General features: G+C 50.7%; 1 protein-coding gene (running past one end of the window). It reads right to left on the bottom strand.

Features of this window, described 5'->3' with window-relative positions:
- On the bottom strand, window positions 1-15216 hold the start of the coding sequence (locus NSS66_RS24650; protein ID WP_340960007.1) for a non-ribosomal peptide synthase/polyketide synthase. 26901 nt of this gene lie to the left of the window's left edge; only the first 15216 of its 42117 coding nucleotides appear in the window; the start codon lies at window positions 15214-15216; its stop codon lies off the left edge, out of view.

Raw genomic sequence — 15216 nt, 5'->3', positions numbered from 1 at the left:
AGAGAAGCCATTTTGTGCTCTTGTCTCACCAGAACCGCCCACCTGCTTCATCTGTTGCCCGATCGGGTAGTTTTCAAAGACCATAATGTGATGAATTAGGTCTTGTTTTTGTTCAGTCAGTGCCTGAATGTCATACAACGGGAACGTGTCATAGACACCAGAAGCCAAAGCCTGCTCCTGTGTGCGCTGCAATACTTCAGCAAATGTAGCATCCGGTGCACTACAAATGCGTACCGGAATCGTGTTGATAAACAATCCGATCATGTTCTCCACGCCTGGAATGTCTGCCGGACGACCGGATACCACACCACCAAACACAACATCCTGATGATTATTGTATTGCTGTAAAATAACGCCCCACACGCTTTGCAGCAATGTGTTAATCGTGACATGTTGTTGCTTGGCCATTTGGTTCAATGCCGCGGTCCGTTCTTTACCCAACATAAATGGCAGCTTTTCCGAAACATAGCCGGAATGGGAACCCGCACCGCTTCCGTCTGGTTCTTCATCCCGTGCAACTACAAAAGCTTGCGTGTTCCCACCAGGCAACAAGGTTTGCTGCTCAAAACCCGCCAAATAGTCACTCCAATAACGGGTTGCTTCCTGTGTATCCTGATCTTCCAACCATTCGATATAGTCACTATACGGCTTGACAGGTGCGAGCTCTGGCTGCTTGTGCTCCAGCAGGGCAACATAGGCACCAAACACTTCGTCCGTCACCAGCGACAGGCACCAGCCGTCCATCACAATATGATGGAAGCTCCATACAAAACGGTAGGAGCTATCACCCGTGCGGAAGACGGTTACGCGCATGAGCGCATCCTTGCCTAAATCAAAGTTTTGAGCTTTATCCTGGGCCACAAATTCAGCTACAGCGTGCTCACGCCCTCGGACATCCTCATAACGGAAGCTCGGATTTTTATGACGATAGACGATCTGCAACGGTTGACCATACCAGCCGCTGTAGAAATTCGTCCGTAATATCGCATGTCGGCTAACCAGCAGCTTCAGACTTTCCTCGAATAGGGACGGTTCAAAGTGGCCCTCCAGATCAAAGGTCGCCTGTTCAAAATACACGCCTGTTTCTGCATTCATCAGACTATGGAACAGCATTCCCTTTTGCATGGGCGTTAACGGATACACATTTTCCAGTTCCCCAACCGTCTTGGTCTGCTCCTTAATCGTATCTAATTGCTCCAGGGTCAGACCTTTTAGCAATACATCACTTGGAGTCAATTCAGTCTGCTCCTGTGTGACACAATGCTCGATCATTTCAAGCAGATTGGATTTTAACAGATTAGCCAGCATGTGGACTGTGTCCTTACGGATGGCTTTGCCGTTATACCGAATGTCCAGTTCCAGGACGCCGTTCGTTACGATTCCGCTCACATCCAGAGCGTGTTTCATCTTCGTCCGGTCACTAACGACCGATCCAATCGAGTAAGGAGACCTACGCATATCGCTGTTTTGCAAGTCCTGATCAAACTGACCGAGGTAATTGAAGCTCACTTGTGGCTCGGCAAAAGCTTGATGTTGACCAAGGTCCTGTGCATCTGCTTGCTGACCAACCGCTTGGCCGGATTCACTCAAATATCTCCAGATTCCGTAGCCCAATCCTTTATTCGGAATATGACGCAGGCTCTCTTTGACCTGTTTGATGCGTCCCGACAAAGCGTGATCACGACCGATGTCTAGCAATACCGGATATTGACTCGTAAACCAGCCTACCGTACGAGAAATGTCCGTATCCGGCAAAATGTCCTCACGTCCGTGTCCCTCCAGATTGATCAGGCTGCGTTCATGGCCGGTCCATGTGTACAGCATCATGCCCAAAGCAGTCAGAAGCAGATCGTTCACTTCCGTGTTATATGCACGGTGCGCTTGCTTCAACAGCCGTTCGGTCTCTTCTTCCGTAAGCTGGACGACCACTGTATCCGTGTCAGCCAAGGTAAAGGGCTCAGCCTGCGCTTGATCCTCAGGCAAACGTACTTGGTCAGCCCAAGCGGCTGCGTTCCATTGCTCCCAATAGGCGTGTTCACTGTCCATAGCTGTGCTATTCGCATATGCGGAGAGTCTTTGTGACCAGGAACGGAAGGAATCCGTTTTGTCCGGTAGCTGAAGCACTTCCTGATGAACGGCCTGCTCATAGGCAGTAGCCAAATCCTCAAACAAAATACGCCAGGATACCCCGTCCACCACCAAATGGTGAATCGCCATCAGGAGATGATCCCCATCGGCACAGTGGAACAAACCAGCCTTTAACAGTGGTCCTTCTTGCAGTTGGATACTACTTTGGATTTCACTAGATTTCGCCTCAATTGCCGCGCTGAGCATGGCTTCATCCGTCAAATTCCCAAAGTCCAGCACATCCAGGTGATACAGCTCGCCTTCCTGTATTCCACGGTTCCATGCTTTATAGCCTTGCTCGGTCTTGCTGAACACCATCCGCAGAGCATCGTGGTGCTCTGTTAATTTGCCAAGCGCCTGACGCAAAGCAGCTTCGTCAAAGCCCTGCTCCCGGTGCAGCATAACGGCCTGATTAAAGTGATGCGCATCCACTTGCTCCTGTGCAAAGAACCCGTGCTGGATCGGAAGCAACGCCGTCTCTCCGCTCACTTCTCCCTGATCTGCCATACGACTGACCTCGTGCATATGCGGTGCCAGGGTTGCGACGATGGGATAGCGGAACAAATCCTTCATGTCCAGCTTGTAGCCTGCCTGGAACGCACGGGACACGATTTGAATCGCCTTGATCGAATCGCCACCCAGGTCAAAGAAATTGTCCAACATTCCGACGGTTGGCACGCCTAGGACGGATTGCCAGACCGCTACGAGTGCCCGTTCCGGTGCAGTGCGCGGCTCTACATAATCCGCTCCGCTTTGCAGGCTGCCTTCCGGTGCCGGCAGGGACTTGCGGTCGGTTTTACCGTTTGGTGTCAGCGGCATCTGCTCCAACTGAATGAAATACGACGGCATCATATAGCTTGGCAATTCCCGCCCCAGCTCATGTCTCAGCTCACCGGCGCCAAGCTCTTGACTCGCGACGTAGTACGCCACGAGCTGTGTTTGGCCCGTTTCGTCCCCACGGGCCATGACGACCGCTTCTTGTACCGACTCCACCTGCAACAGCTGCGATTCGATCTCGCCCAGTTCGATCCGGTAGCCCCGGATTTTTACCTGATGGTCCATCCGCCCCAAATATTCAATGTTGCCGTCCGGCGTCCATCTTGCCAAATCGCCTGTATGGTACATCCGCTCATGGCCTGCCTTGCCACCAGCAAATGGATTATTTACAAATTTCTCAGCCGTCAGTTCTTCACGTTTCCAATACCCACGGGCTAATCCTTCCCCTGCAATACATAACTCGCCCGGCACACCGACGGGCTGCAACTCTCCACTCGCATTCATGATATAGATTTGGGTATTCGCGATGGGACGTCCGATATTAATGTCTTGAGCATGGGTCAGTTCCTGTACGGCCGACCACACCGTCGTTTCTGTAGGTCCGTACATGTTATAAATGCGGGGACCGTTTATTTCTTGCAGTGCTGCGAGCAGCTTGGACGGAAGGGCTTCACCCCCGACCATAATGACCTTCACGTTTCGCAGCGCGCGGGAACCTGCTTCATGACCCAGCAGCATTTGCAACCGGGATGGGGTCATTTGCAACATCTCAATAGAATGTTGAGTAATCAACTCACCAAGCGCCTGCGGGTTCACCTGATGCTGGCGGTCGCCAAGCACAACAGACATTCCACCCAGCAGGGGCAGGATGGTTTCCAAGACGAAAATATCGAATGAAATGGTCGTGAGTGACAAAATGGTTTGGCTCGTTTCAAAGTCAATGGCTTCGCGCATCCCGGTAATAAAGTTGAGTACCGAGCGATGCTGGAGCATAACTCCTTTCGGATTTCCAGTCGAACCCGAGGTATAGATGACGTAAGCCAAATGCTCTGGGCGGGCAATCGTCTCCATGTTGCTACTTTCTCCCTGATACAATGCGGCATCCTCAAGAAACATGGTATGGGCATGGCAATGGTGCTCTTCTGCCAGCTCACGACTGGTCAGAAGCACTGCGGCCTCGCTGTCTTCCAGCATGTATTCAATACGAGAGGACGGAAATTCGGGATCGATTGGCACATAAGCACCACCTGCTTTGAGAACGGCCAGCAGACCTACGATCATTTCCACTGAGCGCTGCACCATCAGACCGACCCGTTTGTCAGGTCCTACTCCCTGGGCTTGAAGCATTCGGGCCAATGAATTTGCCCGTTTATTCAGCTCCCGATAAGTCAGACTCTGATTTCCAAACACCAATGCCACTTGGTCTGGCGTACACTCCACCTGATCCTCGAACAGCTGATGGATCGTCTGTTTGGACGGAAATGCACAAGCAGTGTCATTAAATGCTGCTGTAATCTGTTGCTTTTCCGCTACTGTGACCAATTCCAACTCTTCAACCCGAACATTTGGGTTGAGCGAAATTTGCTCCAAGAGACGGGTAAAATGTCCATACAGACGCTCAATGCCTGCTTGATCAAAGCAGAGCGTATTATACATAAACCGAATCTTAATACCTTCTCCCGGCATAACAGCTACGTTCAGATCGTAGTTGGTTTGCTCTGTAGCCACCACATTCGAAATCGTGAATGGTTCCTGTCCTTTACCTCCCAGCTGCTCTACCTGTTGCTCCACCGGATAATTTTCAAATATCATAATATGATTGATTAAATCCTGCTTCTGCTCGGTGAGTGCTTGAATTTCATACAGCGGGAAGGCATCATAGGCATTGGAAGCCAGTGCTTGCTGCTGTGTTCGTTTCATCAGCTCGTTAAAGGCTTCGCCCTCTTCTGACTGCACGCGCACTGGAATCGTATTAATGAATAGCCCGATCATGTGCTCCACACCTGGAATATCCCCTGGACGACCGGACACAACGCTGCCGAACACGACATCCGAACTGTTATTATATTTTTGCAACAAAACGCCCCATACGGTCTGAATCAGCGTATTGACCGTCACCTGATTTTGCTTCGCCACCCGTTCGATCTGAGCAACCAGCTCCGGCTGGAAGTCACATTCCAGATCTTCAGCAACATATTCCCCATCTTGCATCGATTTAGGTTGTGTTTTTTGCTGAGGAAGCGTAATTTGCTGCTCGTAGTCCGCCAGATACCCACGCCAGTATTGCAAGGCTGCCTCACGGTCCTGACGCTCCAACCATTCAATAAATCGACTAAACGGCGTGACAGGCTCCAGCGTTGGCTCATGACCCGCACGCAGTGCCAGATAGCTACCGAATACCTCCTGTGTCATAAAGGACAAGCACCAGCCATCCATCAAAATGTGATGGAAGCTCCAAACAAAGTGGTACGTTTCATCCCCGGTTTGCAAAATGGAGACACGAATGAGTGCATCTTCTGCAAGATTGAATCCTTTCGCTTTATCCTCGATGACAAAAGCTTCAACACAAGCTTCTCGTTCCTCTTTTTCTAGTTCGCGCAAGTCTTCATAATATAATTGCCCGCTACGATTACGGAAGACGACCTGCACAGGTTCATCCTTCCATGAACTGATAAAGTTCGTCCGTAACGCCTCATGACGCTGTACGAGCAAATCAAAGCTTTTGCTGAAAGCAACCACATCAAAACGTCCATTTAATTCAAAGGTTGCCTGCTCAAAATAAGCTGCCGAACTCTCATCCATTAGACTGAAGAAGAGCATGCCCTTTTGCATCGGCGTCAAAGCATACACATTTTCTAGTTCACCCATATCTTGTGTATCTTTCACCAATTGCTCCAGCTCGTCCAGCGTTACATGTTTTAACAAGACATCACTTGGGGTCAACACCGTTCTTTCCTGCGCAATGCAATGGCTAATCACCTCACGCAAGCCAGATGCCAGTAGTTCTCCAAGCCGTGCAATCGTTTCGTGCCGGAATTGTGTGGTACCGTAGCGAATAGTGAACATCAGCTCGCCATCCTCGATTAATCCATTGATATCTAGTGCAAAATCCATAGCCGCGTTCGTGCTAACAGGCACACCAATGGAATAGGAGGAAGGCTTCAGATCGTTACCTTTATAATCCTGATCGAATTGGCCCAGATAGTTAAAACTGATCTCAGGCTGAGTCTTTAACTGCACGCCTGCTTTCTCCAGAACATTCATATCTGACAGGTATCGCAAAATACCATAACCGATGCCTTTTTGCGGAATATGACGCAGCCCTTCCTTGACCCGTTTAATCAGCCGAGCGGTATTTCCACCTTGTCCCAGACTTCCATCCAGTACAACCGGAAATTGGCTCGTAAACCAGCCGACTGTGCGCGTAATATCCACGTCGGGTACAACGGCTTCCCGTCCGTGGCCTTCCAAGTTAACCAGCACCCGTTCGGAACCAGACCATTCATACACGGCTTTGCCGAGTGCGGCCAGCAGCAGGTCATTCATTTCCGTGTTATACGCGCGATGAGCTTGTTTGAGCAGCTGCTCGGTTTCCTGCTTCGTCCAGCTGACTGTCACTACCTCGCTGTCTCCAAGCAGAGCATTGTCATTCGCAAAATCCTTCGGCAGAGGCTTCGCGAGGCTGGCTTCCGCCTGTTCGATATGCTGCCAGTATGCAAACTCCCGCTCCATCGTCACACTATTTGCGTAGGCTGACAGCTGTTTGGCCCATACCTGGTAGGAATCTGTTTTATGCGGCAATCGGATGGCTGTGCCTGTTTTACCTGCAACGGCCTGCTCATATCCGGCTGCCAAGTCCTCCAGCAAAATGCGCCATGATACACCGTCCACAACCAAATGATGAATCACGATTAGCAAATGGTCGCCTCCAGCGCAATGGAACAGACCGAGCTTCACAAGTGGACCCTCGCTCAAGTGAATGCTCGCTTGAATTTCACTCGCCTTGGCTTCTACTGCGGTGGATTCATCTTCAACTCCGCTAAAATCTACGATGTCCAGCGTGTATAGCTCGCCTTCCACCACACTGCGGTTCCAAGCGGCATAGCCTTGCTCCGTCTCACGGAATACAGTGCGCAATGCGTCATGATGCTGGACAATACGTTCCATCGTACGGCGCAGCGCGTCGACGTCAAAGCGCCCGGCTCGATACAGCATCATCGCCTGGTTGCTGTGGTGCAGATCAACCGGCTGCTGCTCGAAGAACCACCGTTGAATAGGTGTCAGATCTACCTGGCCTACTGCCTCTTCCTGGCTGGCAATCTTGCCATCTGTACGAAGCAAAGGACTGAGTGACGCTACCGTCGGATTGCTGAACAAATCCTTCATGTCCAGTCGATACCCTGCTTGCAGCAATCGGGATGATACTTGCAATGCTTTGATCGAATCGCCGCCCAGTTCAAAGAAGTTATCCTGCGTGCCTACCGTTTCGGCACCCAGCACCCCGGCCCACACTGAAGCTAAAACCTGTTCTACCGTAGTACGTGGAGCCACATAGGCTGCGCCGGTATGGATGCTTCCTTCCGGTTCCGGCAAGGCCTTGCGGTCGATTTTGCCGTTGCTCGTCAGCGGGATCATCTCCAGTCGCATCAAGCGTGCCGGCACCATATGTGCTGGCAGTCCGGCTTCCAGCTCCGCCTGTACCTCCTCGATCCGAAGCTCCGCTTCTCCCGTGATGTATCCGCACAAATACTTGTGTCCGCGTTCGTCCGTCCGGTCGATGACTACCGCTTGACGCACACCCGGCACCCGCTGGATTGCCGTTTCAATCTCGCCCAGCTCGATCCGATATCCCCGGATTTTGACCTGATAATCCATCCGGCCGATAAAGTCCACATTGCCGTCCGGCATCCACCGCGCGAGGTCACCTGTGCGATACAATCGTTCACCCGGTACATACGGATTCGCTACGAACTTCTCGGCCGTCAGGTCGGCACGGTTCAGGTATCCCCGTGCCACCCCGGCACCGCCAATGCACAGCTCGCCCAGTACGCCGATCGGCACCGGATTCAACTGGCTGTCCACGATGTAAAATCGTGCGTTCAGCCACGCCTGACCAATCGGCACACTGCCGCTGTCCGGCAGCTTCGACAGTTCTTCGTCGTAGAAGCTGGAGTCGATTGCCGCTTCCGTGACGCCATAACTGTTCATAATGCGAATATCCGCACCAAATCGTTCTTGCAGCACCCGGTAATCCGTCACGCTGCAGCTATCCGAGCTGGTGATCAGCAATTCCAGACTGCTCATGTCCAGTCCCTGTTCATGCACATGCTGCATAAACGGTACAATCAAGGCAGGGGTCGATTCGAACACCGTAATCTGATAGTCGCGAATCCAGCCGTATAGACGGCTTGGGTCAATGCGATCATCTTTCGGACAGATGACCATCGTTCCACCGTTATAAAGCGTCCGCGCGATATCCCCGACGAATACGTCGAAGGAGAAGCTTGCCAATTGCAGCAGCCGTACCGGGAACTGGTTCAGACGGTAATCCCGGCGATACGCCGCAGCTGTATTCACCAAGCTGCGATGCTCAATCATGACCCCTTTTGGACGCCCCGTTGTACCGGACGTGTAGATCACATACGCCAGATCCTGCGGCTCATTGATATGTTCCACATCCGTGGCATCCCCGGTGTACAACGACTCATCGTCCAGCGCCAGTACGGTGTGCAGACGCAAGTTCGCTGCGGATTCGGATGCTGCTTCGCTATCAGACTCCGAATCTGATTTCAAGCTTAATCCCTCATTAAGGCTGTCTCTTTCCATCGTTTCAATGCTAACCGCCGTTTCCAGCTCACCCTCAGCCTTTCCTTCGGCCAAAGCCCATCGGCTTTCATTCAGCCATGCTTGGGCACGCTCCTGCAAACCTGTTTGAGTCAGTAGCACCCTAGCGCCGCTGTCCTCCAGCATAAAGCGGATACGGTCAGACGGATAATCCGCATCTAAAGGTACATATGCACCTCCGGCTTTCCATACCGCCAATACGCCAACCAGCATGTCCACCGAGCGCTCGCTCAAAATACCAACAATGGATTCACGCCCAATGCCTTCATTGCGCAATCTACGAGCAAGTTGGTTCCCACGCTCGTTCAGCTCACGGTATGTAAGCTGCCGCTCCTCGTATACAACTGCCACGTGATTCGGCACAAGCTGCGCTTGTTCTTCCACATAGGCGTGGAACAACCCTTCTGATTGCTTTTCATCACTCCATGCAGATACGCCCACTGATCCAAAACCGTCGATGATTTTCGCTTTTTCCGAAGCTGTCACCAACTCAAGCTCATCTACCAGCGCATCTGGTCTGTTAATCGCTTCTTCAATAATATGCAGCAAATGCCCGCGGATTTGCTCTATAGCTGTACGTTCCAATACTCGCGTGTTGTACTCTAAATGGACATGAATTTCATCACCCGGCACAACCGTAATGTTGAAATCATAGTTCGTTTGCTCCGATACGGAAGCATTTGTAATCGTAAAACCATTCTCACCACGGCTACCCATTTGCTCCATACGCTGTTCCACTGGGTAGTTTTCAAACACCATAATATGGTTCACTAGGTCCTGTTTTTGCTCTGTCAGGGCCTGAATTTCATACAACGGATAGGTTTCATAAGCACGGGAAGCCAGTGCCTGCTCCTGTATCTGCTTCATTAACGCAGCAAACGTAATATCTTTCTCACTGTGAATCCGTACAGGAACTGTATTAATGAACAAACCAATCATTTTGTCTATGCCCGGAATATCCGCTGATCTGCCGGATACGACACTGCCAAATACAACATCCCGACTGTTGTTATACCGTTGCAGCACAACGCCCCATGCTGCTTGCAGAAGGGTGTTGACCGTCACTTGCTTTTGCTTAACCAGCTTGTTCATCCGTTCCGTCACTTCGCGGCCCAGTGTAAACGAAAGCTTGTCCGCTTCATATTCTTTAGCGTGACCGTCCAGCTGTTTTGCCTGCGGCAATACCGTCTGCTGCTCGAAACCAGCAAAGTAATCACTCCAGAACCGTTCAGCCTCCGCGTTGTCCTGTCGCTCCAGCCATTCAATATATTCGCTGTATGGCGTTATCGGGACAAGCTCCGGCTTGCGGTCTTCGAGGATGGCAAAGTACGTATTAAATGCTTCCCCCACAACCAGGAACAAGCACCAGCCGTCCATCAAAATATGGTGGAAGCTCCATACAAAACGGTACGACTCCTCGCCTGTACGCAAAACAGACACCCGCATCAGCTCGCCTGAGCTGAAATTAAAGCCTTCGACTTTGTCACGCTCAGCAAAATCAGCAATGTATGCGTCCTGTTCTCCTTGCCCCAGTGAACGTACATCTTCAAAATGGAACCCAGCCGCTTTATGGCGGTACACTACCTGTAAAGGCTGCTCATTCCATCCGCTATAAAAATTCGTTCTGAATATTTGATGGCGATCCACCAGTTGATTTAAGCTTTCGGCAAAAGCCTCCACTTGAAAGCTGCCTTGCAGATCAAATGTCGCCTGCTCAAAGTACGCCCCGGATTTCGGCTCCATTAAGCCGTGGAACAGGATGCCTTTTTGCATGGGTGTTAACGAATAAATGTTTTCCAGTTCTCCCGCAGCAGCCGTCTGCTCTACAATATGATCCAGCTCTCCAGCCGTCAGTCCTTGGAAGGACAAGTCGCTTGGCGTCAGCTCTGGCAACTCTTTTTCCACACAGTGAGCCAATACCTCACGCAAGCTCTCCTGAAGCAGATCAGCCAGCTTTTTGATTGACTTTTTCATGAACGTTTTGTTGCTGTAGCTGATCGTCAGCTCCAGTGCACCGTCCGTGATCATGCCGTTGATATCCAGAGCATACCGCTTGGTTAACGTGTCACTAATGGAAGCTCCGATGGAATAAGGAGACATGCGAAAGGCATTATTCTTTAAATCCTGATCGAATTGTCCGAGATAGTTAAAGCTGATTTCCGGCTCGCTGATAAAAGGGGCTTCCCCTTCCCTGTCAGCAAGATATCTCAAAATCCCGTATCCAATCCCTTTATGCGGCAAACGGCGCAGTCCTTCTTTGACGTTCTTGACACGCCGTCCCACATTCCGATCCTCGCCCATATCGAGTACAACCGGGAATTGGCTGGTAAACCAACCGATCGTCCGCGTAATATCCACATCCGGCAAAATGGCTTCCCGTCCGTGACCCTCCAGATTTACAAGCACCTGACGGATGCCTGCCCACTCCTGAATTGCAGTGCCCAAAGCTGTCAGCAACAGGTCGTTTGCTTCCGTATTGTAGGCACGATGAGCTTGTTTCAAGAATTGTTCCGTTTCTTCTACCGTCCACGCTACTGTCAGTGTCCGATCATCGCGAAGCTGTGGCTTAGCCTGAGATTTACGAGTGTAATCTTTAGGCAAGGATGTCTGACTCTTCCCTGCTTGCTCAATCTGCTCCCAATACGCACGCTCATTCTCCAACGCTCCACTGTTCGCATAAGCGGATAGCTGATCTGCCCACAGACGGAAGGAATCCGTTTTGTTGGGTAAACGGACAGACTCGCCCTGTAAAGCCTGCTCATAACCGGATGCCAAATCCTCTAGTAAAATACGCCAAGACACGCCGTCGACCACAAAATGGTGGATCGCTACCAACAAATGGTCTCCATCGGTGCAACGGAACAGACCCAGCTTCACCAAAGGGCCTTTATCTAGACGGATACTGCTTTGAATTTCGCTGGCTTTGTTCTCCAGCAAATGAGCAAAGTCAGACTCATTTGTAAAATCAACCACTTCGAGGCTGTACAATTCTCCTTCTTGCACGCCACGGTTCCATGCTTCATACCCACCGTCCGCATTTTGGCGGAATACGATGCGCAAAGCATCATGGTGCTCGACAATGCGTTGCAGTGCCTGACGAAGCGCCGTTTCGTCCAATCGATCCTCACGATGCAGCATCAGAGCCTGGTTATAGTGTTCAGGATTGGATGGCTGCTGTTCAATGAACCAGTGTTGAATCGGTGTCAATGCCACGTTTCCACTGACTTCTCCTTGATCGGAAACACGGCTCACCCGCTGCACTCGTCCATTCAGCTCAGCAATCGTCGGATACTGGAATAACTCCCTCATTTCCAGCTTGTAACCATTTTGCAGCAGTCTTGAAGACACCTGGATGGCCTTAATCGAGTCGCCCCCCAGATGGAAAAAGTTATCCAGCACACCAATATGCTCAATACCAAGTACAGATTGCCACACAGACACTAGCGTACGTTCTACCTCATTACGTGCCGCTACGTAATCCTCACCGGAATCCACGCTTCCTTCTGGTTGCGGCAATGCCCGACGATCCACTTTGCCATTTGGTGTCAACGGCAATTGCTCCAACTGCACAAAATATGACGGTACCATGTAACCCGGCAATTCTTGGCTCAAGGCGCTTCGCAGCTCGCTAGCCGCGATATTCGCAAGGGTGACTACATATGCACAGAGCTGCTTTTGCCCCTGCTCATCCTCACGTGCAATGACGACGGCTTCTTGCACCGCCTCCAGCTTCAGCAGCTGTGCTTCCACCTCGCCCAACTCAATCCGGTAGCCCCGGATTTTCACCTGTGCGTCAATCCGTCCTTTGTATTCCAACGTCCCGTCCTCATTCCAGCGCACCAAATCGCCTGTGCGGTAGCAGCGCTCTCCGCTGCGGAACGGGCTGTCTACAAACTTTTCAGCCGTTAAATCCGGACGGTTCCGGTAGCCACGTGCCACCCCGTCGCCGCCGACGATCAACTCCCCCCATGCCCCGACAGGCTGAAGCTGCATGGAACGGTCTACGACATACGCTGTGGAGTTGTGAATCGGACGCCCAATCGGCACCGCTTCCAATTGCACGCTGGCAATCGCATGAGTTGTAGAAAAAGTTGTATTTTCTGTCGGCCCATAGCCGTTAATGATCCGCAGGGACGGATGAGCCTCCAGCACCCGGTTAATGTGCGGTACGGACAGCACATCACCACCGACCAGCAGTTCTTGTACCCCCTCGAACAGCTCCAAGTCCTGCTGAGATAGCTGGTTAAAGAGCGGCGCAGTCAGCCACATTGTCGTGATACCATGGTTGCGCACGGCTGCCTTGAGCTTTGGAGCGTCCAAAATGACATCCTGACTTACCAGCACGAGCTGTCCACCATTCAATAGCGCACCCCAAATTTCGAAGGTGGACGCGTCAAAGACAACGGCGCCAGTTTGCAAAATGCGTGTATCAGCATCTAATTGCGCATAGTTTGTACTTTTCACCAAACGCACGACATTGCGATGTTCTACCATAACCCCTTTGGGCTGTCCGGTCGTGCCCGAAGTGTACATCAAATAAGCTAGTCGGTTTCCAAATTTACGTTCTTGTTCTCCAGCAGTGCTGTCTACGACAGACGAGGATGATTCATTTAAAATCTCATTTTTCAGATTAGTATAATCGGTATAATCCGCATGATAAGCCTCGTTTTGCTCCCAATGTACGGTATTCAAGCCTTGGTCATTCTCTGCCCCGTACACCTTAGCATCGCTCAGATCCAGTACGATTCCGGTGTATTCCTCCAGTTGCTGTTCTGCATGCTGCACCAGCAGCAACTTCGCCCCCGAATCTTCCAGCAGGTAACGGACACGTTCAGCCGGATAATCAGGGTCAATCGGCACATATGCGCCGCCCGCTTTGAGAATCGCCAACATGCCGACAATCATATCCGTGGAACGCTCAGCAACGATACCTACAGTTTGCTCGGCGGTAACACCGTGTCCGCGCAACGTGTGAGCCAGTCGATTTGCTTTTACATTCAGTTCGCCATAAGTTAAACGGGCATTTCCGAACACGACTGCTGTCTGATTCGGTGTACGTTCAGCCTGTTCCTCAAACAACTCATGAATGCCTGCTTCGTGTGGATATTCCACCGCAGTAGCATTGAATACGTCGACGATTTGTGCCCGTTCTTCCTCACTGATCAGCGACAATTCCTGTATCCGCTTGTGTGGGCCCTGCACCATATGCTCCGCCACACTCAAAAATTGTCGAATAATTCGAGCAATTTCCTGTTCACTAAACAGCTCGGTACGATAATCTAGGTACAGCACGAGTCTATCGTCATCCAGCATTTCAACCATGTGAATATCGAAGTCGTTCACCGTATCTCCGCAGAAATCGTTATCTACCTGCTGAATGGCTTCATCAAACCGGGAGAAACTCAATGTACGATACTGGATGGAAGCACCAAACAGACGCTGAATGTCCAGACTGCTTTGCTGTTCACGCAAATCCTGAATAATTTTGTTGTATGGGTAACGCTGATGCCGCAAAATGGACGCCTGCTCCTTCCCTACACCTTGCAAGAAGGTCAGCAGTTCGGATTCTGGTTCGACCAACAGACGCGTAGCCACGGTGCTGACGAACATACCGATGGTATCCTTTTCCTTCTTAGACGTACGGTTGGCATAGAGTGTCCCCACGGTTAGGTCCTGCTCTCCCGTCACTTTATGCAAATAAATATACAGAGCCGCCAGGAAGAACGTGAAAATACTAATTTTATGTTCCTCGCAAAAAGCCGTAACACCACGATACAACTCATGTTCCAGTATAAAGCTCTCCCGGCGTGCAGCTGTGCTCAGTGTCAGCGGGTTATATGATTTCAAACCTGTAGTCTCTGGCAAATCGGCAAACTTTTCTGTCCAGTACGTTTTGTCCTTTTGATAACGGTCTGATTGCTCATAGCTTTGCTCTACCTGGATAAAATCCAGATATGGATTGCCTTTGGTCGGTGCATCTTGACCTGTACCATGCACAATATCCATATAATGTCCGGTGATTTCATTAATGGCCTGATTCATGGACACACCGTCTGAAATAATATGATGCATTTTAAAATTAAACCATGTTTCTTCTGCTGCGAGCTGCAAGATAACAAATCGGTACAGCTGCGAATCCAACAATGAGAATGGCTGTGGATTATGGCGCTTTAACCATTCCTTTGCTTCTTCCGAGGTAACTTGGAGCGTTTCTATACTTTCCGCCGTAAACGGCTCTACATATTGATATGGAATCCCATCCTGAGCAGTGATCTTGATACGGAAAGAATCATTTTGGGCAATCACCCGGTTCATTGCTTGCTGCAAGGCATCTATACGAACAGTTCCCCTGATTTTTACTGTTGCAATAATTGTTGATGTATTCCGATTAGGATACAGAAGCTCCGTATACCAAATCCGTTGCTGTGGCTGGCTTAGCGAAAACAATTGAACATCTTGCTGTGTCAT

This window comes from Paenibacillus sp. FSL R10-2748, from assembly GCF_038005565.1.
Taxonomy (GTDB): Bacteria; Bacillota; Bacilli; order Paenibacillales; family Paenibacillaceae; genus Paenibacillus; species Paenibacillus polymyxa_B.
Note: the sequence above shows the minus strand (reverse complement) of the source record. Positions and strands in the feature narration are given on the sequence as shown.